We start from the raw sequence: 24,519 nt of genomic DNA on the forward strand, positions 1-24,519 counted from the left end.
CAAAAGGAACCTGACATGCTGGATGCCATGGCGCTTGAAGACCACGCAAAGGCGATCTCGGATATCGCATCGCAGGCGGCGATGCGGTATTTCCGGGGCACGCTGGGGGTGGAATTCAAACAGGATGAAAGCCCTGTTACCCAGGCCGATCGGGGCGTGGAAGCCGAGGTGCGGGCCTATCTGCGCCGGCACTTCCCGGATCACGGTATCTTCGGTGAAGAACACGGCAAGGAAGACGGTGACGGGCGACATCTATGGGTGATTGACCCGATTGACGGCACGCGTTCGTTCCTGTCCGGGCATCCCCTGTTCGGGTTCCTTCTGGCGCATCTTGTCGATGGTCAGCCGCAGCTTGGCATCGTCGGTATGCCTGCGATGAATGAAACCTTTGTGGGCGCGCGTGACAGCGGGGCCACGCTGAACGATCGAGCCATTCAGACCTCGGACGTGACACGTCTGGATCAGGCGATCCTGTATGTGAATGAGGGCGACAAGATATACCGCGATCAACCGTCGGTCTTCGACCGTCTGATGCGGGCCGGGCAGACCCGCCGCTTTGCGTATGATTGCTACCCTCATGCGCTGCTGGCTGCGGGGCATGTGGATGCAGTGGTGGATTATGAGCTTCAACCCTATGATTACCTTGCACTCTGCCCGCTGATCGAGGCGGCAGGCGGGGTGATGACCGATTGGAAGGGGCAGGCCCTGACCATGCAATCCGACGTGGCGGTTGTTTCAGCCGCAACCCCCGAATTGCACGCTGAGCTTCTGAGCCTTTTGAAAGCCTAACCGATGGAGCCGAGAATTGAAAAGCCGCCCTACTGTTGAGATCATTAACCCCGATGGGGCGGGGCGCGTGGTGTTGCTGTGCGAACATGCCAGCGCGTTTATCCCGCCATATTACGACGGGTTGGGACTGGCCGAGGCGGATCGCGACAGTCACGCTGCCTGGGATCCCGGTGCGCGCGACCTGACAGTACGGTTATCACAGGCGCTGGATGCGCCCGCTGTGGCCTCGACCGTGTCGCGGCTGGTTTATGACTGCAACCGCCCGCCCGAAGCCGCCAGTGCCATGCCGGTGAAATCCGAGCTGATCGAGGTGCCGGGCAATGTTGATCTGAGCCCTGAACAGCGCAGGCTGCGCACGGCGACCGTGTATGATCCGTTCTGCGACGCCGTCGCGCGGGTTCTGGGCGTGCGCGGGCCTGATACGGTGCTGGTTACGGTCCATTCGTTTACGCCCATTTATTTCGGCCAACCCCGCGCCGTCGAAATCGGCTTGCTGCATGATGAGGACAGCCGTCTGGTCGATCTGATGCTGGATCACGTGGATCAGGTTTCGGGCCGCCGGATCGAGCGGAACGAGCCCTATGGGCCGTTGGACGGTGTGACCCATTCCCTGCGCCTGCACGCGATCAGCCGGGGACTGGCGAATGTCATGATCGAAGTGCGCAACGATCTGTTGCGTTCGGATCAACAGGTTGCCACGGTGGCGGATGAAATACTGGCGCTGCTCAGACCCGCCATTCAGGAACTCAGGGAGGACGCATCTTGACCGCAACACTTACCTTCGAACATCTCAAGACGCAGGTCGCTGCGGGCGAAGTGGATACGGTTCTGGTCTGCATGGTCGATATGCAGGGCCGCCTGATGGGCAAGCGGTTCCATGCGGGCCACTTTGTTTCGGGCGCGTGGGAAGAGACCCATTGCTGCAATTACCTGCTGGCGACCGATCTTGAGATGGGCACACCGGACGGCTACGCCTCGACCAGTTGGGAGAGGGGCTATGGCGATTATGTCATGAAGCCGGACCTGAGCACGCTGCGCCCGGTGCCGTGGCTTGAGGGCACCGCAATGGTTATGTGCGATGTGCTGGATCATCATACGCATGAAGAGGTGCCGCACGCGCCGCGTTCGATCCTGAAGAAACAGGTGAACCGCCTGAAGGCGATGGGCTACGAGGCGATGTGTGCGACCGAATTGGAATTCTTCCTGTTCGAGAAGAGTTTCGACCAGATCCGCAAGGAAGGCTTCCGCGATCTGGAGCCGATCTCGGGCTATAACGAAGATTACCACATCCTTCAGACCACCAAGGAAGAGCATGTGATGCGCCCGATCCGCAACCATTTGTGGGATGCGGGCATTCCGGTCGAGAACTCGAAAGGTGAGGCCGAGACCGGGCAGGAAGAGTTGAACATCAAATACGCACCGGCGATGGCGACAGCGGAATATCACTCGATTGCCAAAAACGCGGTGAAAGAGATCGCGTGGCAGCATGGGCACGCAGCGACCTTCCTGCCGAAATGGCATCATGAAAAGGTGGGCAGTTCTTCGCATGTGCATCAGTCGTTGTGGAAGGATGGGCAGCCTGCGTTTTATGACCAGTCGGATGCCTTGGGCATGTCGGCGCTGATGAAAAGCTACATGGCGGGTCTTTTGAAATACGCCGCCGATTACACTTATTTCATGGCGCCTTACATCAACAGCTACAAGCGGTTCATGAAGGGGAGCTTTGCGCCGACGCGGATCATCTGGTCGGTGGACAACCGCACCGCCGGATTCCGTCTGTGCGGCGATGGAACCAAGGCGGTTCGGGTGGAATGCCGGATTCCGGGCTCGGACATGAACCCCTATCTGGCGATGGCCGGGATGCTGGCCGCCGGGATTGCAGGGATCGAGGAAGGATTGGAGTTACAGTCGCCTGCAACAGGTGACGTCTATCAGGGCGATACGGGCATGATCCCGGGCAACCTGCGCGCGGCGCGGGATGCGTTGCATGGGTCGGCCATGTTGCGGGCTGCCATGGGGGATGAGGTGGTGGATCACTATGCGCGCGCGGCTGAGGTTGAGATCGAAGAGTTCGAGCGTGTGGTGACCGATTGGGAAATTGCGCGCGGGTTTGAGCGGGCGTAAAGGGCAGGAGCGAGGGGCCAGCCCCTCGCGCTCCCCGAGGTATTTTTGAACAGAAGAAGCAGGGGACCCTGCGTTTCTGGTAGATGGAGTGGATATGGGGCAGATGTTGCGATGTGTCTCGCCGATTGATGGGTCGGTTTTTGCGGAACGCGAGGTGCTGTCGCCGGAGGCGGCGTTTGAGGTTGCTGGCCGGGCACGGGCGGCGCAGGCTGGCTGGGCTGCGCGACCGTTGCAGGAGCGGATTGATTTGGTGATGGCAGGCGTGGCCGCTGTGGGCGCGATGAATGATGAGATCGTACCTGAGCTTGCGCATATGATGGGCCGACCGGTGCGCTATGGCGGTGAGTTTGGCGGGTTCAACGAACGTGCGAGCCATATGGCCGAGATCGCTGAAGGCGCGCTGGCGGATATCGCGGTGGGCGAGGATGAGACGTTCAGGCGGTATATCAAGCGCATTCCGCATGGGGTGGTGTTTGTGGTGGCGCCCTGGAACTACCCTTACATGACCGCGATCAACACGGTCGCTCCGGCGTTGATCGCAGGCAATACGGTGATCCTGAAACATGCGACGCAGACCCTGTTGGTGGGTGAGCGCATGGCGCGGGCCTTCCATGCGGCGGGTGTGCCCGAGGATGTGTTCCAGAACGTGTTTCTGAGCCATGACGTGACCAATGATCTGATCTCAGGCAATGCGTTTGATTTTGTGAACTTCACCGGCTCGGTCGGTGGCGGTCAGGCGATGGAGCGCGCGGCGGCGGGGACATTCACCGGCGTCGGGACAGAACTGGGCGGCAAGGACCCCGGCTATGTCATGGAGGATGCCGATCTGGATGCGGCGGTCGATACACTGATTGACGGGGCGATGTTCAATTCGGGCCAGTGCTGTTGCGGGATCGAGCGGATTTACGTGCATGAGAGTCTTTATGATGATTTTGTCGCCAAGGCGGTTGAGATCGTAAAGGGCTGTAAGCTGGGCAATCCGCTGGACAGCGAGACCGCTCTGGGTCCGATGGCCAATGTGCGCTTTGCCGATGAAGTGCGGGAGCAGATTGCCGAGGCCGTGGCCGATGGCGCTGTGGCCCATATTGACACTTTCGCCGAAGATGATGGCGGGGCCTATCTGAGCCCTCAGATCCTGACCAATGTGACCCACGATATGCGGGTGATGCGGGATGAAAGCTTTGGTCCCGTGGTGGGCATCATGAAAGTGTCTGGCGACGAAGAAGCGATCGCGCTGATGAATGACAGTGAGTTCGGCCTGACCGCCAGCCTGTGGACCCGCGACGTGGACCGCGCGGCACGGGTGGGGGACCAGATCGAGACTGGTACCGTGTTCATGAACCGGGCCGATTATCTGGACCCCGGCCTGTGCTGGACCGGCTGCAAGAATACCGGGCGGGGCGGTGGCCTTTCGGTCATCGGCTATCACAACCTGACCCGCCCCAAATCCTACCATCTGAAGAAGGTGACATCATGAGCCTTGTTGGAAACTGGTCCTACCCGACCGCGATAAAATTCGGTGCTGGCCGCATCCGGGAGCTGCCCGAGGCCTGCGCGGCGGCCGGGATGAAGCGCCCTCTGCTGGTGACCGACAAGGGGTTGGCTGATCTGCCGATTACCGTCGCAACGCTGGATATCATGGAGGCCGCCGGTCTGGGGCGCGGGTTGTTTGCGGATGTGGATCCGAACCCGAATGAAAAGAACCTCGACGCCGGGGTTGTGGCCTATCAGGCGGGTGGCCATGACGGGGTGATCGCCTTTGGCGGCGGTTCGGGGTTGGATCTGGGCAAGATGGTGGCCTTCATGGCCGGTCAGACGCGGCCCGTCTGGGATTTCGAGGATATTGGCGACTGGTGGACCCGCGCCAATGCCGACGTGATTGCGCCGATCATTGCGGTACCGACCACCGCCGGGACCGGGTCCGAAGTGGGCCGCGCCAGCGTCATCACCAATTCCGAAACCCATGTGAAGAAGATCATCTTCCATCCCAAAGTGCTGCCCTCGGTGGTGATCTGCGACCCGGAACTGACCGTGGGGATGCCCAAGTTCATCACAGCAGGTACCGGTTTGGATGCCTTTGCCCATTGTGTCGAGGCGTTTTCCAGCCCGCACTACCACCCGATGTCTCAGGGTATTGCGCTGGAGGGGATGCGGCTGGTCAAGGACTACTTGCCGCGCGCCTATGCCGACGGAACCGATATCGAAGCCCGCGCCCAGATGATGAGTGCAGCGGCCATGGGCGCGACCGCATTTCAGAAGGGTCTGGGTGCGATTCACGCCATGAGCCATCCGATCGGCGCGCATTTCAACACCCATCACGGCACCACCAATGCGGTCTGCATGCCCAGCGTTCTGGAGTTCAATGCCCCTGCTATTGCTGACCGGTTCCAGTCGGCCGCAGCCTATCTGGGCATCGAAGGCGGGTTCTACGGGTTCCGGGATTTTGTGCAGGAATTCAACGACTCGCTCGGCATCCCACGCACGTTGTCCGAACTGGGTGTGACCGATGCGTCGATCCCGGAACTGGTCGAAGGTGCGATCATTGATCCGTCCTGCGGCGGCAATCCGATTGAACTGACCAGGGAAAACCTGACCCAGCTGTTCAAAGCGGCGTTGTAAAGCACAAGGCCCGGCGTGTTTCCCCGCCGGGCCTTTCATGTGATGCGGTTATTCCGCTGCGATGGCGTTTTCGCTGATCTCGGAATTCACCATAGGGACCCATTCAAGGTCTTTCGTGTAGCGCCAGGCAAGATCGCCGTTTTCGTCCATGGCGATCAGGTGCAGCCAGCGGTTGTCGAACAGCTCTTTGACGCTTTGATGGCGTCTCAGGATGTCGTTCATTGCTTCACGCGGGGCTTCGATGACCACCGACAGGCGCAGCGGGTCGTGCTGATAGGCTTCGCCGTCATGCACCGATTGCCAGGGCAGACCGGGGCGCAGCGCGCCGCCATTGCCTTCGACCACGCCGATGCCCCCGACCACGTTGTGCAGCAGCTTGTTGCCGCCGCCGAACAGGGTCGGCGCAACGGTCGAGCCATAATATTGCAGGCTGATCCAGCTTGCGACCACGACCGGGGCGGTCATGATCAGTTCCAACACGCCAAACCCGGTATCGTCCCGCCAGTCATAGCTGTGCAGGAAGGTTTGACCTGACAGGCCGGTCCCATCCGTCCTGGATCGGGGTGCAGCGATGAAGGCCCGGCATCCGGCCAGACCCCATTCGGGGCGCAGTTCGGCCCAGTCGGTGGCGCGGCGGGCGATGTCGCGAGCCCCTCGGGCCCGAGGCAGACGTGTTGAGCGTTCGGTCCGGGCAAGCCGCCCAGCCGATTGCAGCCACATCTTCAGTTGCGCGATATTCTGCGCCCATTGGCCGGTCGACTGGTCCTGATCGAACAGTGTCACCTCATCCGTTGTCGTGTGGTGCATGGCGGCCAGGAACAGCGTGTCCCTGGGGATGTCGATCCCTTCTTCGCGCAGCCCGTTGCGCACGGCTGGATCGTTCAAAAGACCTGCCAGAAGGCGGGCGCTGACATCTCCGGCATGGCCGCCGCACGCACCGCATTGCAAGGCGCTTTCATGCGGGTTGTTGGTCACATCCGCGCCATGACCGGTCAGCATGACGATGTGGCCAAAGTTGCTGGTCAGGGACATGGCACCAAGGATGGCTTTTGCCGATGCGATCCGTGTGGGCAGGTCAATTGATGGGTCCAGCTTGGGTGCAGGATCGAACGTAGACCCACCATGTCCTTTCCCCAGCGCATCCCGCAGCAGCTTTCCGGCATAGACCGGTCCTGTCGCCTCGACAAAGGCAAAAGAGGACACCGCGGCCAGCTTAAACCGGCCCCAGGCGCGCTTGGCCCGCGCGGAATAGCGGCGGTTGAGGTCGGCCTGCGTATCCTCAGCCGCATGCGAGCAGACATTGGGGTTTAGCAGCACGGGACCCCGCAATTCGGTCACATCCGAACCCGCCGCCTTGTGGGCGCTGGCGAGGCCGAAGAAGCCTGCGAACCCGAGGGTTTCGATCCCTTCACCCTGCGCCTCCAGGGCGCGGCGAAAGACCTCTGACCGGACGTCGATGCAGAACGCGGCCTGAACCATCGGGCGGCCCGCGATCTTGCGCGGCAGCCGCTTGGCAAGCGACTGTCCCAGCTGGCGTTGTTGCGCGCGTTCAGCGGCATCCTGCAGCACCGCGTCGATCACCATATCGCGGGATGGTGTAACTGGGGTTTCGTGTTGCGCGACGGTCTCGGCCCAGCGTTCGGCAATCTGATCGCGATAAAGGTCGAACAGCGCCTCTTCAAACACCATGCGGATGGCCAGCAACTCGGTCGTGGTTGTATCGGTCTTGCCTTCAAGCTCGGCCTGCCACAGCAGATAGCGCGCATATTGCGCCCATCCGCCCAGCGTCATCAGCCAGCGGTGGAAGGCGGTTCCAGCGGCTTTGGGCGTCACCCCCAGCGCCTCGGACGCCCGGCCAATCGCCCGCCATTGCGAGCGGTTGGTGCCGGCGACAAAAGCACCAAAGCCTTTCAGGCCGTGTATCTCGAGCGTCAGATCACGTGTGGCGAATTCACGCCAGGCAATATAGGCCCCGCCGGTGCGGTTGGCCTGCCACAGCGCCTGACCCTGATCAAAGTGGCTGGCGGCCCAGGCTCCGATCCGTTCGTCAATCAGGCCGGGCCAGTCGATCCCCGAAACTTCTGCGGCCAGATCAGCGACAGTGGGCAGAGGTGCGGGATGTGCCGCCTCGGTTTCAAGCGCTGCTGCCAAATCCTCTGGCGACGGTGTGTCAAACGGGCTGTCGATATGGGCCAGTGCTTCAAGCAGATCGGCTTCGGTGATCTCTCCGGCGTTCAACTTTTCTGCAAACGCCCTGCGATCCGGCATGATCCGCGTTCCTGCAACCCGGCCAAGCCGCGCGGCGGTTACGGCCAAAGGCGCGTTGGTTTGCCCAAGAAACGGGTTCACCGCGACGTTCGAGGACAAGGGAAACAGCGGTGGGATCTGACGGGCCGCGTCATTGGCCAGTGCGACCAGTTCCAAAAGGGCTGCAGGATAGCTTTCGTGCTTCATGTACATCTTGGGAACCCCTCTTACACAGTCTGCCGCTTGGACCATCCGTCCAGCAGCCGGTCAAAGATTGCATTGGCGTAAAGCCCGTTCGACAAATGCACCCGGATGCCCGCCGCTGCAGGATGCGAGGCCCAAAGCGGAAAGGTGGATTGCGCCAGCGCGACCGCGCCAAAGCTGATCAGGGCGAGGATGATCAGCGCCCATTCCAACGGTCCCGGAACCGGGGTCGCGGGCAGGGTACCTGCGGTCAGTTTTTGCGCGATGATTTGCAGCACGAAGTAGCTGACCGAGGTGACGCTGGCGTAGATCACCGTGCGACGGGTCAGTGCTCCGGGCGCTGCATCTGCAAAACCCTGCGCCAGCAGGTAAGCGACACCGAAGATCAGGATGACGCCAAGTGCAATGGCCTGGACCGACTTGCCGTCGATGCCAAACACCGCCGCCACGATGCCGTAGATCAGGATGCCCGTGGCAAAGGCCAGCACCACATTCCGTGCGCTTGGCACCGCAACCGGGCCGGGGCGGCGAATTGCGGCCACGTTCCGCACGGCCTCACCCGCGCTGAGAAAGGCGTGCGCCTTGTACAGTGAGTGCGCCACGATATGCAGCAGGGCCAGCGGGAACAGCGCCAGACCGCACTGCATGATCATGAAGGCCATCTGCGCGATGGTGGACCACGCCAGCGAGGTTTTCACAGCCGGTTGCGTCAGCATGACCAACCCGCCGAACAGCGCGGTGAACCCGCCCAGCATAACCAGCATTGCCATGATCCCCGGGGCGACCAGCATGACGTCCGCGAAGCGGATCAGCAGGAAGCCACCGGCATTGATGACACCTGCATGCAACAGGGCGGATACCGGGGTCGGGGCCTCCATTACTTCGGTCAGCCAGCCATGGATCGGGAACTGGGCCGAGGCCATGACCGCAGCCAACGCGATCAGCAAGGCCGCGACGATGGTCAGGGCGTTTCCTTGGGCCGAAGACAGGATCGTCGCAATGTCAGTGGTGCCGTAGCTGGCAAGCAGCAGTACGACCGCAACGGCCAGCGCGCCTTCGCTGATCCGCGCCACCACGGCCTTTTTACGAGCAGCACGTCGAGCGGTGGTGCGTTCTGGATAAAACAAAAGCAACTGGTGCAACATCAGGCTGGTCGCGATCCAAGCCGCCAACAGTTGGACCAGATTGCCCGACATCACCAACAGCAGGACAGCCGCGAGCGTGGCAGACATCCAGCCGGTGAACGCACCTTGCCGTGCTTCACCGTCCATATAAGTGGCTGAGTAACGCAACACGATCCAGCCGATAAAGCTGACCAGCACCAGCATGATGGCGCTGACTGCATCCAGTCGCACTGATAACCCCAGGCCCAAAAAGCCAATCAGCGGCGATGTGCCGGAACCCTGCGTCACCAGCAGCAGCGCCGAGATAGCAGCCACCGCAAAGGCGGCCAGGGCGGCCCATTCGGACAGTTTCGCGACATTGCCCGGCCGCAACCCCGGATGGCGACTGGCGTAATACGCCGATGCCAGCAGAATCAGCGGGCTTAACAATGGAAGAAACAGATGAAGCATTTTGCGCGTCCCTTTTGGTCATGGGCTGACTCGGCCCGTTTCGCAGGACATATTGCGCGTGCAGCCCAATGAAAAATTCATTGTTCTGAGGTTTTCGTTCATTTAAATAGAACGATATGCCGTTGAACTATCATCACCTGCGCTATTTCTGGGCCGTTGCCCATGATGGGAACCTGACCCGAACAGCCCAGCGACTGAACCTGTCGCAATCGGCGCTTTCGGTTCAGATCAAAGAGCTGGAGGAGAGGCTGGGTCACCCGCTGTTCGAACGGCGCGGGCGCAAACTGCACCTGACCGAGGCCGGGCACATCGCCCTGGACCACGCGGACGCAATTTTTGCGGCAGGGCAAGAGCTTGTGGCAACGTTGCAGGATGCCGGAAACGCCAGGCAGGCGCTGCGTGTCGGCGCACAGTCGACCTTGTCACGCAACTTTCAGATCGGGTTTCTGCGGCCCATTCTGGCCCGTACGGATGTCGAGGTCATCTTGCGTTCCGGCAGCCCCAGTGAGTTGCTTGAGGGGCTTGAGACACTGAATTTCGATCTGGTCCTGATGAACCACGAACCGGCCAGTGACAGCCTGACCAGTTTCGTCACCCATCATCTGGCGGAACAACCGGTCAGCATTGTCGGCACCCCGGCGCGGCTGGATCCCAAGCGCCCCATCAAGGCGCTGCTCGAAGAACAACCGTTCATCCTGCCGACCAGCAAAAACAGTGTGCGCACCGCTTTTGACGCAATGGCCAGCCGGATGTCCGTTCGTCCGCAGGTGGTGGCCGAAGTGGATGACATGGCGATGATGCGCCTGCTGGCACGTGAAGATATTGGGTTGGCCCTTGTGGCCCCGATTGTGGTGCGGGATGAGTTGTCCTCGGGCCGGTTGATCGAGGCGCAAGAGCATCCGCGCATCAAAGAGAACTTTCACGCAGTCACGTTCAAGCGGCGATTCCCCAATCCGCTTGTGCAGGAATTGCTGTCGAACAGTCAGGGTTTGGACGGCGCAGTAGTAGTACGGGAAAAGACCGGGGGTTAACCCGGCCTTTGTCCGAATCGTCTAAAGGCTGGCGCGACACCAGACGCAGTCATGATCGGACAGCGGCGTGCCCTCATCCGAGATTGATGTCAGCAGCCCTTTGTCGATGCAGCTCAGATCCCGGCCTGCGAGCCAATCTAACTTCATCACCCGCTGCGGGTGCGGGGTGATCAGGCTGGGCCGAGTGGTGGGGCCATCGATCGTGAAACCCCAGTCGTATCCGTGCGTTTCGGCCAAGCTGAACAGGCTTTCGTCCTGCCAGTTGAAATCCGGGGGCAGGTGGTTGCCGGTGTTCAGGTCGCCGCCGATCAGAACCGGCAGGCCCGGCGCAAACCTGTCGATTGCATCCAGCAGAAGAACGAACTGGGTGTGCCGGTGCGCAGCATCCGCATTGCTTTCCAGATGGGTCGAGATCACACAGATTGGTCCGTTTTCCGTCGGCACGATGGCGGCGAGTGCCATACGGCCCCCGACTCGCGGCTGATCCGGGTCGGCAGCCCCTTCGTCGCAGGAAAACCAATGGCCGTGATCGTCCAGACGGATCAGGGCCGTGCGCTGGAACGGAACCGAGGACAGAATGGCGTTGCCATGCCAACCCAGCGTATTGAAGTCGTCTTTGCAAAAACTGCGTTCGGTCGGGCCGCCAAGGTCCAGTTCGTGGAACTCGACACCAAAGGCATAGACCATGCCCAAGGCCTCGGCCATGGCTTCGGTCGTGTGCCGTTGCGAGGTGCGGGCCATGCCGTGATCGACCTCGGACAGCAAAACAATGTCCGGTCGGATCGGGCGCAGATGGGCGGCAGTCGCCTCGGGGAAGAGGCACCGTTCCACATTCCATGCCGCGACATTGAATTGTGCCGGCAAACGCGTGGCGGTTGCCTGACCGCCAATTTGCAATGCGTTCATCGCGGGTATGTCACCCAGCAATTCGCGATGCGCGGCAGCCGTGCGGGGTGCCGACAGGATGCGCGCCCGCTGATCCGCTGTCACAGCGGGCAGGGCGTCCAAAACGTCTGTAATCAAATGACTTTTCCCGTTTCCACATCAAACAGACGCAGCGCGTCGGGTTTCAGGGTGATATGTGTCTCACCCGTCTGTGCATCGTGGTCCTTGCTGACCAGAACGGTAAAGGGCTGCCCGCCCAACTGACCGTGCAGCAGTCGGTGCGCGCCCAGTTCTTCCAGGATGTCGACCTGAAACGGAACCGAGCCCTGCCCGTCCAGTTCAATATCTTCGGGCCGGATGCCCAGCGTCACAGGGCCATTGGCCGAGGCCGGGGCAGTCATGATCCCGTCATAGCCATTGATCCGCACCTGACCCTGATCCACTTGCGCCTCGATCAGGTTCATTGGCGGCGCGCCCATGAAAGAGGCCACAAAGGTCGAGGCCGGGTTGTGATAAATTTCGGACGGGGTGCCGATCTGTTCGATCTTGCCTGCGTTCAGGACGATGATGCGGTCGGCCATGGTCATCGCCTCGACCTGATCGTGGGTCACGTAAACCGCCGTGGTACCAAGGCGGCGTTGCAGGGCCTTGATCTCGATCCGCATCTGGTTGCGCAGTTTGGCGTCCAGGTTTGACAGAGGTTCATCAAATAGGAACAGCGCCGGATCGCGCACGACCGCGCGGCCCATGGCAACGCGCTGCCGCTGACCGCCCGACAGTTGCGCCGGTTTGCGATCCAGATACTCGGTCAGGTTCAGCATCTTTGCCGCGTCTTCGACCTTGGCCGCGATCTCGGAGGCAGGCGTGCCCCGGTTCTTCAGCCCGTAGCCGATATTCTTCCGCACGGTCATATGCGGATACAAAGCGTAGTTCTGGAACACCATCGCAATGTCGCGATCCGCTGGGTCCACATCGTTCACCACCCGGTCGCCGATTTTCAGCGTGCCTTCGGTGATATCCTCCAGCCCCGCGATCATCCGCAGAAGCGTGGACTTGCCACAGCCCGAGGGGCCGACCAGAACGACAAACTCGCCGTCCTGAATGGTGAAATTGGTGGTCTCAACGGCCTGAAAGCCGTTGGGATAGACCTTGCGGATGCCCTCTAACGAGACCTGAGCCATGCGCGTATTTCCTTATTTATCGGATTCTGTGAGGCCCTTGACGAACCAATTCTGGAAGAAGATGACGATAGCCACCGGCGGGATCATCGCAACGATCGCCAGCGCCAAGGCCTGCCCATGTTCGGGGATCTGACTGTCGGTATAGGTCAGCACGATCTGCTTGATGCCCCGGACCAGCGTGAAGAAGCTTTCATCCGTGGTGATCAGTGTCGGCCACAGATACTGGTTCCAGCCAAAGACGAACATGATGATGAAGATCGCCGCAATCATCGTCCGGCTGAGCGGGACGAGGATGTCGATGAAGAACTTCCACGGCCCTGCGCCATCGATTCGGGCGGCCTCGGCCAGTTCCTCGGGCACGGACATAAAGAACTGCCGGAAGAAGAACGTGCCTGTAGCGGACGCGATCAGTGGGACGATCAGGCCGGTATAGGTGTTCGTCAGGCCCAGTTTCTGGATCGCTTCGTATGAGGGCAGAATCCGCACCTCAAGCGGCAGCAGTAGCGTGGTGAAGATGATCCAGAAGGCCAGCGTGGCAAAACGCAGGCGGAAATAGACAATGGCATAAGCGGCCATCATCGAGATGATGATCTTGCCCACCGCAAAGCCAATGCCAAGGATGAACGAATTCATCAGCATCAGCGTGCCATCGACGGTTTGGGTAAAGCCGCCTTTTTCGAACATGGCGGCGTTGAAGTTCTTGCCGAGATCGTCGCCAAGGCCCAGTTGAATGCCCTGCCGGTGGATGGTCACCGCATCATGGCTGGCCGTGGTCAGCGCCAGCAACGGCGGCAGCATCATCAGCAGCGAGCCCAGGATCAGGACGGTGTGATCGCCAACCGCGCTCCATTTGATCTTGCGGGGGCGGCGGGTGGTTTGGGTTGTCTCAAGGGTTGTGTCAGCCATTTTGCGCCCCCCTCACGTATAGTGGATCCGGCGTTCAACCAGCCGGAACTGAAAGACGGTCAGGATCAGAACAAGAACCATCAGGACAACGGATTGCGCGGATGAGCCGCCAAGGTCATTGCCCCGGAACCCGTCCAGATAGACCTTATAGACCAGCGTCATCGGGTTGTTCCCCGGCTCACCCTTCATAAGCGCATCGATGATGCCGAACGTGTCGAACAGTGCGTAGGTGATGTTGATGATCAGCAGGAAGAAGGCGGTCGGGGCCAGCAGTGGAAAGGTCACCTGCCAGAAGCGACCGGTGGCCGAGCGGTTGTCGATCATCGCCGCCTCGCGGACCGAACGCGGGATGGATTGCAGGCCGGACAGGAAGAAGATGAAATTGACCGGGATCTGTTTCCAGACAGCCACGATGATCATCGCGGTTGCGGTGGCGTTGTAGTCGACGCCCAGTTTGAAATCCCAGCCAAACATCTGGAAGAACTTGGTCATCGGGCCGGTGCTTTGGTCAAAGAACAGGATGCCCAGAAACCCTGCGACCGGTGGCGCGATGGCGTAGACCCACATCAGAAGCGTGCGATAGGATTTGGCACCCCGGATCACCTTGTCGGCCTTGACCGCCAGCAGCAGGGCGATGGACAGCGAAAAGAATGTGACCAGGACCGAGAAGACAATCGTGAACCACGCGATGCGCTTGTACTGATCGTTACCCAGCAACGAGGTGTAGTTATCCGCCCCTACAAAGGTCGAACCGAAGCCAAACGGGTCCTGCAGAAAGAAGGACGATTGCAACGCCCAACCCGCAGGCCAGTAGAAGAAGATTGCGATGATCATCAGCTGTGGCAGCAGCAATGCCACAGGAAGCCAGATAGTGTCGAAGCCCGCGCGTTTCATGACCCGTCCAGTTGCGAAAATGGGGGATGGCCGCGCCCGAAGGCGCGACCATCTTGGGGGTGATCCCGGGGTTTAGCCCTGGGTTTTTGCGAAGCGGGCCAGCAATTCGTTGGCTTCGTCTTCGATGTTCTGGAACGCGGTGTCCACGTCGGTTTCACCAGTCAGGATACGGCCATATTCGCGGTTCATGATATCGCGGATCTGCACGTAGAAGCCCATGCGATAGCCTTTGGTGTTGTCACCGGCTTTGGCCTGCAACTGGTTCACACCGACTTCGGCTGCCGGGAAACGCTCATAATGGCCGTCTTTCTTGGCAACGTCATAGGCGGCCTCGGTGATCGGCACATAGCCGGTTTCCTGATGCCAGAAATACTGGGTTTCAGGCGCGGTCAGGAAGCGGAAGAACTCGGCAGTCGCCTTGTTTTCTTCGTCCGATTTGCCGGCCATCGCGAACAGGGCGGCACCACCGATGAAGGTCTGGGTCGGCTCGGGCGTCACGGCTTCCCAATAGGGCAGTTCAACCGCGCTGAATTCAAAGCCCAGATTTTTCTGCAACAGGCCACCGAACGAACCGGACGAGCCCAGCCACATGGCAACTTTGCCCTCTTCAAACGGCTTGGCGTTGTCACCCCAACCGGTGCCGTACCACTCGAACAGGCCATTGTCCTTCCACTCGGTCACGGCGGTGAAGTGCGCCTTGATCGCGTCGTTGTTCACCAGAATCTCGGTATCCATGCCGTCATAGCCGTTGTTGTTGGTCGCAAACGGCAGGTTGTGGCGCGACATGAAGTTCTCGGTGAAGATCCAGGGCAGGTGCGACTGGCTGAGCGGGATATAGCCCGCCTCTTTCAACGCCGGGGCGGTGGTCGACTGGAATTCTTCCCATGTCTTCGGCGGGGTCACGCCAGCGGCTTCCAGCGCGTCGACGTTGTAGTACAGAATCGGGGTCGACGAGTTGAAGGGCATGCCGATCATCTTGCCATCGCTGTCGGCATAGAAATAACGCACACCGGCGATGTAGTCGTTGATGTCGAACTCAACACCGTTTTCGGCCAGCAGGTCCTGTACCGGAACGGTTGCGCCTTTGGCGGCGATCACGGTTGCAGCGCCCGCGTCAAAGACCTGCATGATGTTCGGCTGCTCACCGGCGCGGAAGGCCGCGATACCGGCGGTCAGCGTCTCTTCATAGCTGCCTTTGTAAATCGGAGTGATTGTGTATTCGTCCTGCGACGCGTTGAATTTCTCGGCCACCTTGTTGACGGTCTCGCCCAATTGCCCGCCATGTGCGTGCCACCAGGTGATTTCGGTTTCTGCAAAGACTGTGGTCGCGGTGAACGCGAGTGCGGCAGCCGTTGCGCAAAACTTCAGTTTGGTCATTTCGATCCTCCGGTTCGGTGTCGGCCCCTTGCAGCTAAGGGACCGGTGGCAAATTTGTGCCAGGTTATTGTGCAGGCTCCCCTGCGGCGTTTGATGCGCGCAGCCTCCGACCTGCATCATGGACGCGTCTGGAATCTGCACACGTGCCCACATAGTGTTAACGTATGACAGTTCGGTGAAAGATTTCTAGCAATATTGACAAATTCCACCAAATCGAAGGACAGGTTGAGCGTGGTTCAGGATCGTGACAAACCCGCCGAAAGGCGCCGCAGGGTCACTGCGCAGGCCGTCGCAGACGCGGCTGGGGTGTCTCGTTCGGCCGTTTCCCGCGCTTTTACGCCCGGCGCGTATCTTGATGAAAATAAAAGAAAAATAATCGAGGATATGGCTGAACGTATGGGCTATCAGCCAAACGCTTTGGCCGCTGGTCTGAAGGACGGACGCTCGCACCTTGTGGCGGTGTTTGTCGGCAATATGCGCAGCGATTTTGATTCCGAATTTGTCCGCGCTTTGGTCGGCAAACTGAACGCGTTGAACAAATGGCCGATTCTCATTGACGGTGGGGATCAGCGTGCAGAAGACGCGATCGAGCAGGTTTTGCGCTATCCGCTTGATGCTTTGATCCTGCGCGGGGGCAGTATGCCTCAGGCGCTGGTCAAACGATGCAGCAAGCTGGGCGTGCCAATGATTTCTGCAGGGCGCATTGTGAAGGCGCCAGGGGTCGACAACGTGTGCTGTCGCAATGCCGAAGGTACGCGACTTGCGACCGAAGCGTTGATCCGGAAAGGTCGGACACGGTTTGGATTTCTGGGTGGTGCGCCCAGTTTCTCATCCTCGGCCGAGCGCAGGGCAGGTGTGATCGAGGTGCTGGAACGCGCGGGCCTTGGACTGGTGGCGGAAGAGACCGGAGATTTCACGGTCGAGACCGGGCGGGACATCGCGCTTACCTTGCTGGGTCAGCACAGGCTGGACGCGCTGATCTGCGCCAATGATGCCAGCGCAATCGGGGCGCTGACAGCGGCGCGCGAGATGGGTCTGGACGTTCCAAACGCGCTGTCGCTGGTCGGGTTTGACGACATCGAAATGGCCAGATGGCCGATCTTCAACCTGAGCACGGTCAACAACCCGATTGCTGAGGCTGTCGATCAGGTCATTGCGCTGCTGGAATGCAGGCTGGCCGATCCCGCAAAAGCCAGCGAGACGATCATGGTCGATCCCTATTTCGTACCACGCGGCACGCACTAGGCTTAGTCGTTTCGGGCGGATTTGAACAGGTACAGGAAGACGAACAGCGATCCGATGGATGTGGTGACGATGCCGACGGGCAATTCCTGCGGGGCCAGCAACAGGCGCGACAGGATGTCGGACAGGGTCAGCAGGATCGCACCCACGATGGCCGAGGTTACCAGCAGATTACGGTGCAGCGTTCCGGCAATGCCTCGGGCGATGTGAGGGACCATCAGGCCGACAAAGCCAATGACGCCCGCGACCGAGACAAAGCTTGCCGTGGCCAAAGCCGCAACAAAGAACATCCGAAACCGCAGGCCCTGAACCGGAATACCCAGCGTCGCGGCTGTGAAATCCCCGGTCAGCAGCGCGTCCAGCCAGCGGCTGCGATAGAGTGAATAGCCCAGGATCATCGCAAGCCCGATCAGGACAAGGGGAAAGGTCTCCCACCGCGCGAGGCCAAGACCGCCCAGCATCCAGAAGATCACCGAATGCGCGGCACGACTGTCGCCGGAAAAAATCAGATAGTTGGTGATGGCAGAAAACAGGAACGAGACCGCAAGCCCTGCAAGGATCAGCTTTTCCGGCGCGCTTGTGCGCAAGCCCTGAACCAGCGCGAGAACGATGCCTGACGCGATCAAGCCGCCACAGAAGGCAGCAAGCGGCAGGGTCCAGATGCCAAGCACGTCCCCGGTTACCGTGATGACCAGAACCGCCCCGGCGGCTGCGCCCGAAGACAGGCCAAACAGAAACGGGTCGGCCAGATCGTTGCGCGTGGTCGTTTGCAGCACCACGCCGACCACACCCAGACCAGCGCCAATGACCGCCGCGAATAGGGCGCGGGGCAGGCGCAGGTCGAACACGATCCGATGCAGGGGGGACATCTCGCCTTCGGTCAATCCGGTGCCCAGCATGATCGCTGTGCCTACGTCTGCGACAGGAATGGATGTCGTGCCATAGACAACGGACAGCAGCAAAAGGGCGGTCAGAATGACCGCCCCCAGCAGGACCGCACGCCCCGTTTGAGCCATTTTAGTTGAGCTCCGGGTGCATGGCCGAAACCATCTTTTCGATGGCGTCGATATTTGCCGGTCCCGGTGTCAGCTCTTCATAGCGCAGACCGATCCAGCGTTCGTTCTTGACGGCATCGGTCAGGGACATGGCCGGATGCTCCTGCAGAAACTTGAACGTGTCCTCGGCACCGTTCCCGGTCTGATAGTCCAGTAGGACCAGAAATTCGGGGTTTGCGGCGGCCACTGCTTCCCATGAGGTGCGACCCCAGCTGGTGTCCATGTCATGGGTGACGCTGACACCGCCCGCAGCCTCGATCATGGCGTCTGGAATGGCGAATTTACCGGCGGTAAAGGGCGCATCGGCGGGACCGTCCAGCAGGAAGACGCGGGGTTTCGGCAGGTCTGCGGTTTTGGATTCGATGGCCGCCAGCTGGTCTTTCCAGCCCGAAACCAACGCTTCGGCCTTGTCTTCCACATGCATCACCTTGCCCAGACGCAGCACGTCATCGAACAGAAGGTCCATGCTGGCTTCGGGGCGGTCCTTGTTCAGGTGAACGCAGCTTTCGGTCAGGACCATGGTTTTGATGCCAAAGGGTTCCAGCGTGTCGGGGGTGACTTCGCCACCCGGCTGCATGCCGTAATACCAACCGGCAAAGAACATATCCGGCTCGACCGCGACCAGATTTTCGACGGTGGGGTATTTGGGCGCCAGTTCCGGGATGTCACCGCGTTTTGCATCGAAATCCGGGCTGGTCTTGTACCAGCCGGTAATGCCGGTCAGGCCGACAATCTTGTCCTGCAAACCCAGCGCAAAGGCCATGTCGGTCATGTTCATGTCGTGCACGACAATCCGCTCGGGCGTGCCGTCGAACACCAGTGGTTCTCCGCAATTGTCGACGGTCACTTCATGTGCCGCCGCACCACTCGCGAGGCCCGAAACAAGGACTACGGACCAGAATTTCTGCATCATCAAATTCTCCTGTTAAGATGACAGCTTTCGTTTTCGGATATCCAGCGCCGGGATCACGCGCCCTTCGTGCTGGAAACACAGGTAGTCAACGCCAAACGTATCGCGCACACGCTCGGGTGTTAGAACTTCGGGAACCGGGCCGAAGCCGGTCATGCGGGTTGCCTTCATCAAAGCGACATGGGTGGCGAATTCGGGGATCATGACCAGATCGTGCACGATCATCACAACCGTCACGCCCAGTTCGGCCACCAGCGACAGCATGTGGCCCTTGGCGTCGGGGTCGAGGTGGTTTGTCGGCTCGTCCAGAAACAAAAGCGATGGCCTTTGCGCCAGAGCCCGTGCGATATGCGCCCGCTGACGTTCCCCGCCGGACAGACGTTGCATCGGTTTATCGGCCAGCGGGACCAGTTCGGTGATCTCAAGCACCCGCTCAAGATCGGCCTTATGATCCTCGGCGGACCGGTCGGCCTGAATCGGGATTTGCCCAAGGGCCACATAGTCGCGCAGTTTCAACCGGCCGTCAGGCAGTTCCTGCTGCCCGACCACGGCGATGGTGCGTGCCCGTTCCGGGGCGGACAATTGACGCAGGCTTTGCCCCTTGATCGTCACATCGCCCAGGGCCAGACGTTCGAGGCCGCAAAGCAGGTTCAACAGCGTGGTTTTCCCGGCCCCGTTTGGCCCGGCAATGGCCAGGATCGACCCCTCATCCAATGAGAAGGAGACATCCTGTAGCAACACATCCCCATTCAGGGCGTAGTATTCGAGCCCCTTGGCAACCAGAAAACTCATATCTTGCCCTCTGTCGAAAGGCGCGGCAGACGCGCCAGAGTTTTGTAAAGCAGGGCAGGGGGCCGGTCGGCTGCGCTGGTCCAGCCGTCGGCACTGTCGCGGAACTGGCGGGCGAAGGCGGCAATCGCGTCCAGATCGGCGGGGCTTTGGATATCGCCGAACAGGTATTGCGCCTTGCCTTCGGCTTGCAGCCCAACGGTCAAGGGGCGTTCGCACCCTGCCATGCAGGCAATCAACCGGGTCGCAAACCCCGGTGGTAAGGTTGCGTCCAAACTGGCCTTGGCTGCCTTGGCTTCGATTTCACCCTGACAGGTCGAACAGATCAGGACGAAGTGGTCAGCTTGGGATGACATGGCTGTCCCCGCTGCGGAAACCGCGCGAAAAGAAGAAGCCACGCCCGCAGGCGAAAAATTGAGCCATCAAATCCTCCTTCCAGGACGCCCCGCCCCGGGTTGGTTGCACAGGTGATGGCAGGTCTCCTGACTTGCGGGTCATGGCTTGGCCAACCTTCCCGACCTGTTCAGGCCAGTGGTGATTTGGCGTCGCTCTCCGCTTACAGTTGCGGGGGCAGTCACGGATTTGGCCGCAGGGCCGCACCGTATTCCCATTTTCATCCCGCAGGCATCGCAACGGGAACCATCGCTGGTCAGCTAGTCTGTCGCGGATTTAATTGTCAAGCGTTCTGACCGAGATTTTGGCGGCGCGGACTGAGTGTTTAGTAATCCGCAACCAGCAAAAATTCCGGTGCTGCGTCCTCTTCAATGGTCGCGAACCGGGGGATCGGTTGTTCGAACACATTGTCCGTGCGGTCGTCATTGACGGTTGAGACCTCACCGATCAGACAATCCCCACGCTCGGCCCAAAAAGCATGCCAGATACCGGGCATCAGGGTCACGCTTTCGCCGGGTTTCAGGCGCAGCAACTCGCCGGGGGTGATGGTGACATCGCAGCCGTCGCTGGGCACAACCACCGGATTGTCGCGATCAATGCCGCCTTCGGTGTCCGAGGCGTAGATCTCCATCACCAGATCACCGCCGCCCCGGTTGATAATGTCCTCGGCCTTGATGATATGGCGGTGCATCGGAGACAATTGTTTGTCGCGCGAAATCAGCAGTTTCTCGGCATAAAGCATACCGCGACCCTGGTTCAGATCATTCACGTCGCCATTGCGCAGGGTGAACAGGAACAGGCCCAGTTCATCAAACTTGCCCTGACCGTAATCGGTAATGTCCCAGCCCAAACCACGGGCGCGGATCGTGTCGGCCTTTGCGCTGCGCATCTGATCAGGGGACCAGTCGGCGAAGGGCGGCAGGACCGCGCCGAAGGATTTGATGAAGGCCTGCGCCTCGGTCTTGATGTCGTTGATGTCGGATCGTTTCATGTCGGTTCCCTCGTGGGATCAAAGCTCATGCGCCCAGGGCGGATTTGCCCCGGCGCGGGATACGGTGACGGCGGCCACTTCTGCGCCCAGGGACAAAGCCGCGCGCAGGCTATCAGGCGTCAAGGCGCGCAGGCCCTCTTTGCTCAGGTGCCCGGCGCGGTGGAGTTCGGCCAAAACGCCCGCGTTGAACGTATCGCCGGCGCCCACAGTATCGACAACCTGCACCGGTTTGACCGCCACCGATGTCTCGGACCCGTCCGCCAGATAGCCCGACGCCCCCTGACTGCCCCGCGTCACAATCACCACCGACGGCCCGGCCTTCAGCAACAAGGGCACCTTCTCGGCATGGGTTTCCGGCCCGGGAATGATCCAATCCAGATCCTCGTCCGAAACCTTGACGATATCGGCCTGCGCGATCATGCGATTCAGGCGGGTGCGATAGCGGGTCTGGTCCTTGATGAATCCCGGCCGGATATTCGGGTCCAGCATCACCGCGCGGTCGCCGCCATGACGGTCGAGCAGCGCGGCATAGGCATCGGCACAGGGTTCACAAGCCAGACTGATCCCCCCCAGATACAGGGTCGAGGTCGCCAGCAATTGCTGCGGCATATCCTCGGGCTGCAACATTCGCCCCGCCGTGTTTTCATCAACAAAACTGTACGAGGCATGCCCATCCACCAGCTTCACAAAAGCCAAAGTGGTCGGGCGGTCGCTGACAATCACATGCGAGGTGTCCACATGGCTTGCCTTCAGCGTGTCCGCCAATTGCGCGCCAAACATATCCGAGGACAGGCCCGTCAGCATCCCCACCGGCGCGCCCAAGCGCCCCAGCGCGATGGCCGTGTTGAAAATTGCGCCGCCGGAATGGGGCACATAGCCCTGCGCGCCTGAATTGGTCGGTTCGGCGATCATGTCGATCAGGGCTTCGCCACAACACAGGATCATCCCGCGGTCCTTCTTTGGAAATGGTCACACGGTTTTACCGCATGAGCGCATTTTTACAGAAGTTGTTAGCGCCAACAATGCCAAATTCGACCTGTTCCGAGATATAAAGGTTCATCCCTTGCCGCAAATCGCTGAATCGCCCGCCTTGATTGAAGGCATCCAGAAAGCGCTCGCCAAACAGCCAGCGGTTCTTCTCCGCCACGCCGCCCACCAGGAACACGCCGCCCCGAGGGATCAAGGTGACGGCCAGATCACCCAGCAGAGCGCCCAGATGGGTCGTGAACATCTCTGCCGCTTTGACGGCATGTGCATCCGATCCGTTGCGGGCGTCGTGAAGAATGTCCTTTGCCGGGCGGTGCGCTGCGTCAATCTGACCGGCGGCCAGTGCGATGGATTGATAGAGGACAGGCAGACCCGTTCCGCTCAGGAACATTTCAGCTTCAAGCTTCAGGCTGTCGCCAAAGAAACAGTCCGGCGCGATGTGACGGGCGGCTTCGAAAATATCAACCTCGTCCCGGTGGCGCGGGGAGACACCGACATGACCGCCTTCGCCCGAGGCTGTGTGGTAATGTCCTTCCGAATACAACAGCGCCCCGACCCCCAGCCCGGTTCCCGGGCCAACGACCAGACGGGTGCCGGTTGGCGGTGTAGGGTCGCCCTGCAGCACGGCCACATCGGCCTTCGTTGCCTCGGCCACGGACCATGCTGCCGCGGTGAAGTCGTTGATCACATAGGTATGTCGGGCACCTGTGGCCTTGGCTAACTCAGCCTCGGACAGGTCCAGATGGGCGTTTGTCAGTTGGATCACGCCATCGCGAACCGGGCCCGCGCCTGCGGCGACAACGGCCTGAGGGTCGGTGCCGACGTCATCACGCAGGCTGTGGAACGCCTCCAGCAGGTCGGGCAGGGTACCGGTCGGATGCTTGCGCAGATCCGTCAGCTCTCCGTTTGTGATGACCCCAAGCCGGGTGTTGGTGCCGCCGATATCTGCTACCAGGTTCCAATGCTCATGCACCGCACCTGCCGGTTGTGCCAGGGGCACCGCAACGGGTTCACCCTGCGCCAGCGCCGACTTCAGCGCGTTAAACGAGGCTTTGGGTCTGCGCTCCAGCGTGTCGAAATCCACATCGACCAACCCGAACCGCTTTTCATAGCCGAACGCCCATTCGTAATTGTCCAGCAGCGACCAGATGAAATAGCCCTTGACCGGAACGCCCTGATCCAGCGCAGTTTGCACCGCCGTAAGATGCTGATTCAAATACTCTATCCGGTCGTCATCCTGCTGCCGTTCGGGGCTGGCCATGCCGTTTTCGGTGACATAGATCGGCAGATCCCCTGTGTAATCCCGCGCCGTGCGGGTCAGAAAACTAGAAAGGGCCGTCGGCTCGATCTCCCACCCCATCTGCGTTTTTGGCAGCGGGCCGGGCACCTCTTTCAGGCTGGGCCATGCGGTGTCGGACGGGGCGATCAGCTTGCGGGTGTAATAGTTCAGCCCACACCAGTCGACGGGCGTTCCGATGATTTCGAAATCGTCCTGCCAACCGGTTGGCAAGTGCTTTTCCAGCCCGTCCAGCACATTCTGCGGGTAGGCTTTCTTGAAGACGCCACCCAGAAAGAACCGGTTGTAAATCCCATCATAAAGATCGGCGGCCTCGCGTGCCTTTGGGCTGCTGTCGGCGGGTTCGGCCCATTCCAGATTGAACACCGCACCCAGGTTGTTCATCCCCAGCCCCCGCATGGCCTGAATGGCGCGCCCATGGGCCAGCAGAACATGGTGCATGGCGCGCGCGGCCGCACGAATGTCGCGCATGCCGGGGGCGTGGTGCCCTTCGAAATGGCTCAGCCAGCTCACGCACCAGGGCTCGTTGATCGGGGCGACGCTGTGCATACGGTCGCCGATGCGGCCCATGATGACCTCGGTGAAATCGGCGAACCACCCGGCAATATCGCGGTTGCGCCAGCCGCCGAGGTCGGCCAGGGCCGAAGGCAATTCCCAATGATAAAGCGTGGCGCAGGGGCGGATGCCGCGATCCAGCAGCGCATCGGTCAGCCGGTCGTAGTAGTCCAGCCCGGCCTGATTGACCTGACCGCGCCCCTCGGGCATGACCCGCGCCCAGCTGGTTGAAAAGCGATAGCAATCAAACCCGGCCTCGCGCACCAGATCGAAATCTTTCGGGAACCGGTTCAGGTGATCGCAGGCCAGATCGCCGTTTTCGCAGCGCACGACATTGCCGGGCGAGGCGGCGAAGGTATCCCAATGGGTCTGGCCAGCGCCGCCCTTCGCGTGGCCTTCAATCTGATAGGCCGAGGTTGCCACACCAAAGAGAAAATCCTTGGGGAAATCAGCGCGGGTGTATTTCATT

21 protein-coding genes, 1 pseudogene and 1 riboswitch are annotated in these 24,519 nt (G+C 60.5%); of the genes and pseudogenes, 7 read left to right on the forward strand and 15 right to left on the reverse strand.

What is annotated here, in order from left to right:
• The first annotated feature begins 15 nt into the window (after positions 1–15).
• The 5 genes from ACR0KX_RS12810 (at position 16) to ACR0KX_RS12830 (ending at position 5,532) form a co-directional block, all read left to right on the forward strand.
• Complete coding sequence (locus ACR0KX_RS12810) at positions 16–789, forward strand: inositol monophosphatase family protein (RefSeq protein WP_480708481.1); 774 nt, start codon at positions 16–18, stop codon at positions 787–789.
• A 16-nt stretch (positions 790–805) separates the two neighbouring features.
• Positions 806–1,555: an N-formylglutamate amidohydrolase gene (locus ACR0KX_RS12815; RefSeq protein ID WP_480708482.1), complete on the forward strand. Its 750-nt coding sequence runs from the start codon at positions 806–808 to the stop codon at positions 1,553–1,555.
• The gene (locus tag ACR0KX_RS12820; RefSeq protein WP_480708483.1) at positions 1,552–2,913 is read left to right on the forward strand and encodes a glutamine synthetase family protein; all 1,362 of its coding nucleotides are present in this window, start codon (positions 1,552–1,554) and stop codon (positions 2,911–2,913) included. Before ACR0KX_RS12815 ends, ACR0KX_RS12820 begins: the two co-directional genes overlap by 4 nt.
• A gap of 94 nt (positions 2,914–3,007) precedes the next feature.
• The gene (locus ACR0KX_RS12825) at positions 3,008–4,390 is read left to right on the forward strand and encodes an aldehyde dehydrogenase family protein (RefSeq protein WP_170622188.1); all 1,383 of its coding nucleotides are present in this window, start codon (positions 3,008–3,010) and stop codon (positions 4,388–4,390) included.
• Entirely contained in the window at positions 4,387–5,532 is a 1,146-nt protein-coding gene (locus tag ACR0KX_RS12830; RefSeq protein WP_170622187.1) for an iron-containing alcohol dehydrogenase, read from the forward strand. The genes ACR0KX_RS12825 and ACR0KX_RS12830 overlap by 4 nt, the downstream gene beginning before the upstream one ends.
• Positions 5,533–5,580: 48 nt before the next feature.
• Here the strand turns inward: ACR0KX_RS12830 and ACR0KX_RS12835 are convergent, their stop codons facing one another.
• Positions 5,581–7,992 carry a DUF2309 domain-containing protein gene (locus ACR0KX_RS12835; RefSeq protein WP_170622186.1) on the reverse strand — a complete coding sequence of 804 codons (2,412 nt, stop codon included), beginning with the start codon at positions 7,990–7,992 and terminating at the stop codon, positions 5,581–5,583.
• Between the two features lie 14 nt (positions 7,993–8,006).
• Positions 8,007–9,557: a proton-conducting transporter transmembrane domain-containing protein gene (locus ACR0KX_RS12840; protein WP_170453828.1), complete on the reverse strand. Its 1,551-nt coding sequence runs from the start codon at positions 9,555–9,557 to the stop codon at positions 8,007–8,009.
• A 116-nt stretch (positions 9,558–9,673) separates the two neighbouring features.
• On the opposite strand from ACR0KX_RS12840, the gene ACR0KX_RS12845 reads away from it, so the two are divergent.
• Complete coding sequence (locus ACR0KX_RS12845; RefSeq protein ID WP_170622185.1) at positions 9,674–10,588, forward strand: LysR family transcriptional regulator; 915 nt, start codon at positions 9,674–9,676, stop codon at positions 10,586–10,588.
• A 21-nt stretch (positions 10,589–10,609) separates the two neighbouring features.
• Here the strand turns inward: ACR0KX_RS12845 and ACR0KX_RS12850 are convergent, their stop codons facing one another.
• The 5 genes from ACR0KX_RS12850 to ACR0KX_RS12870 form a co-directional block, all read right to left on the reverse strand.
• A complete protein-coding gene (locus ACR0KX_RS12850; RefSeq protein ID WP_480626680.1) occupies positions 10,610–11,611 on the reverse strand; it encodes an endonuclease/exonuclease/phosphatase family protein in 1,002 nt (333 codons plus the stop codon).
• Entirely contained in the window at positions 11,608–12,654 is a 1,047-nt protein-coding gene (locus ACR0KX_RS12855; protein WP_170453824.1) for a sn-glycerol-3-phosphate import ATP-binding protein UgpC, read from the reverse strand. Before ACR0KX_RS12855 ends, ACR0KX_RS12850 begins: the two co-directional genes overlap by 4 nt.
• A 12-nt stretch (positions 12,655–12,666) precedes the next feature.
• Positions 12,667–13,560: an ABC transporter permease subunit gene (locus tag ACR0KX_RS12860; protein WP_170453822.1), complete on the reverse strand. Its 894-nt coding sequence runs from the start codon at positions 13,558–13,560 to the stop codon at positions 12,667–12,669.
• Positions 13,561–13,572: 12 nt separating this feature from the next.
• Positions 13,573–14,454 (reverse strand): ABC transporter permease subunit, encoded by an 882-nt coding sequence (locus tag ACR0KX_RS12865; protein WP_170453821.1) that lies wholly within the window; start codon positions 14,452–14,454, stop codon positions 13,573–13,575.
• A 72-nt stretch (positions 14,455–14,526) separates the two neighbouring features.
• Complete coding sequence (locus ACR0KX_RS12870) at positions 14,527–15,831, reverse strand: extracellular solute-binding protein (RefSeq protein ID WP_170453820.1); 1,305 nt, start codon at positions 15,829–15,831, stop codon at positions 14,527–14,529.
• 231 nt (positions 15,832–16,062) lie between these two features.
• Between ACR0KX_RS12870 and ACR0KX_RS12875 the strand changes: the two genes are divergently transcribed.
• Positions 16,063–17,076, forward strand: a complete 1,014-nt coding sequence (locus ACR0KX_RS12875) for a LacI family DNA-binding transcriptional regulator (protein WP_170453819.1) — start codon at positions 16,063–16,065, stop codon at positions 17,074–17,076.
• Positions 17,077–17,078: 2 nt separating this feature from the next.
• Here ACR0KX_RS12875 and ACR0KX_RS12880 read toward each other — a convergent pair whose 3' ends face one another.
• The 8 genes and pseudogenes from ACR0KX_RS12880 to ACR0KX_RS12915 form a co-directional block, all read right to left on the reverse strand.
• A complete protein-coding gene (locus ACR0KX_RS12880; RefSeq protein ID WP_170453818.1) occupies positions 17,079–18,089 on the reverse strand; it encodes an iron ABC transporter permease in 1,011 nt (336 codons plus the stop codon).
• A gap of 1 nt (position 18,090) precedes the next feature.
• On the reverse strand, positions 18,091–19,041 hold the full coding sequence (locus ACR0KX_RS12885) for an ABC transporter substrate-binding protein (RefSeq protein ID WP_480708484.1): 951 nt from the start codon (positions 19,039–19,041) through the stop codon (positions 18,091–18,093).
• A gap of 12 nt (positions 19,042–19,053) precedes the next feature.
• Positions 19,054–19,830: an ABC transporter ATP-binding protein gene (locus tag ACR0KX_RS12890; RefSeq protein WP_170622183.1), complete on the reverse strand. Its 777-nt coding sequence runs from the start codon at positions 19,828–19,830 to the stop codon at positions 19,054–19,056.
• A complete protein-coding gene (locus ACR0KX_RS12895; RefSeq protein ID WP_170622182.1) occupies positions 19,827–20,183 on the reverse strand; it encodes a DUF1636 domain-containing protein in 357 nt (118 codons plus the stop codon). Before ACR0KX_RS12895 ends, ACR0KX_RS12890 begins: the two co-directional genes overlap by 4 nt.
• A 99-nt stretch (positions 20,184–20,282) precedes the next feature.
• A riboswitch (cobalamin riboswitch) is annotated at positions 20,283–20,486 on the reverse strand.
• Positions 20,487–20,545: 59 nt separating this feature from the next.
• Positions 20,546–21,211: a D-lyxose/D-mannose family sugar isomerase gene (locus ACR0KX_RS12900; protein ID WP_170622181.1), complete on the reverse strand. Its 666-nt coding sequence runs from the start codon at positions 21,209–21,211 to the stop codon at positions 20,546–20,548.
• An 18-nt stretch (positions 21,212–21,229) separates the two neighbouring features.
• Positions 21,230–22,156, reverse strand: coding sequence for a carbohydrate kinase family protein (locus tag ACR0KX_RS12905; protein ID WP_170622180.1), 927 nt, complete (start codon positions 22,154–22,156; stop codon positions 21,230–21,232).
• 34 nt (positions 22,157–22,190) lie between these two features.
• The gene (locus tag ACR0KX_RS12910) at positions 22,191–23,198 is read right to left on the reverse strand and encodes a glucokinase (protein WP_480708513.1); all 1,008 of its coding nucleotides are present in this window, start codon (positions 23,196–23,198) and stop codon (positions 22,191–22,193) included.
• Positions 23,199–23,219: 21 nt separating this feature from the next.
• Positions 23,220–24,518, reverse strand: a pseudogene (locus ACR0KX_RS12915) (GH1 family beta-glucosidase); the annotation flags it as partial.
• Position 24,519 lies beyond the last annotated feature (1 nt).

The sequence above is a fragment of the Ruegeria sp. BG5 genome (genome assembly GCF_056538425.1).

Bases quoted from the DNA above. Each gene is read 5' to 3' on its own strand.
- ACR0KX_RS12810 (WP_480708481.1), top strand. From the start codon at position 16: ATGCTGGATGCCATGGCGCTTGAAGACCACGCAAAGGCGATCTCGGAT.
- ACR0KX_RS12825 (WP_170622188.1), top strand. From the start codon at position 3,008: ATGGGGCAGATGTTGCGATGTGTCTCGCCGATTGATGGGTCGGTTTTT.
- ACR0KX_RS12830 (WP_170622187.1), top strand. From the start codon at position 4,387: ATGAGCCTTGTTGGAAACTGGTCCTACCCGACCGCGATAAAATTCGGT.
- ACR0KX_RS12835 (WP_170622186.1), bottom strand. From the start codon at position 7,992: ATGTACATGAAGCACGAAAGCTATCCTGCAGCCCTTTTGGAACTGGTC.
- ACR0KX_RS12840 (WP_170453828.1), bottom strand. From the start codon at position 9,557: ATGCTTCATCTGTTTCTTCCATTGTTAAGCCCGCTGATTCTGCTGGCA.
- ACR0KX_RS12845 (WP_170622185.1), top strand. From the start codon at position 9,674: ATGCCGTTGAACTATCATCACCTGCGCTATTTCTGGGCCGTTGCCCAT.
- ACR0KX_RS12855 (WP_170453824.1), bottom strand. From the start codon at position 12,654: ATGGCTCAGGTCTCGTTAGAGGGCATCCGCAAGGTCTATCCCAACGGC.
- ACR0KX_RS12860 (WP_170453822.1), bottom strand. From the start codon at position 13,560: ATGGCTGACACAACCCTTGAGACAACCCAAACCACCCGCCGCCCCCGC.
- ACR0KX_RS12865 (WP_170453821.1), bottom strand. From the start codon at position 14,454: ATGAAACGCGCGGGCTTCGACACTATCTGGCTTCCTGTGGCATTGCTG.
- ACR0KX_RS12870 (WP_170453820.1), bottom strand. From the start codon at position 15,831: ATGACCAAACTGAAGTTTTGCGCAACGGCTGCCGCACTCGCGTTCACC.
- ACR0KX_RS12880 (WP_170453818.1), bottom strand. From the start codon at position 18,089: ATGGCTCAAACGGGGCGTGCGGTCCTGCTGGGGGCGGTCATTCTGACC.
- ACR0KX_RS12885 (WP_480708484.1), bottom strand. From the start codon at position 19,041: ATGATGCAGAAATTCTGGTCCGTAGTCCTTGTTTCGGGCCTCGCGAGT.
- ACR0KX_RS12890 (WP_170622183.1), bottom strand. From the start codon at position 19,830: ATGAGTTTTCTGGTTGCCAAGGGGCTCGAATACTACGCCCTGAATGGG.
- ACR0KX_RS12895 (WP_170622182.1), bottom strand. From the start codon at position 20,183: ATGTCATCCCAAGCTGACCACTTCGTCCTGATCTGTTCGACCTGTCAG.
- ACR0KX_RS12900 (WP_170622181.1), bottom strand. From the start codon at position 21,211: ATGAAACGATCCGACATCAACGACATCAAGACCGAGGCGCAGGCCTTC.
- ACR0KX_RS12905 (WP_170622180.1), bottom strand. From the start codon at position 22,156: ATGATCCTGTGTTGTGGCGAAGCCCTGATCGACATGATCGCCGAACCG.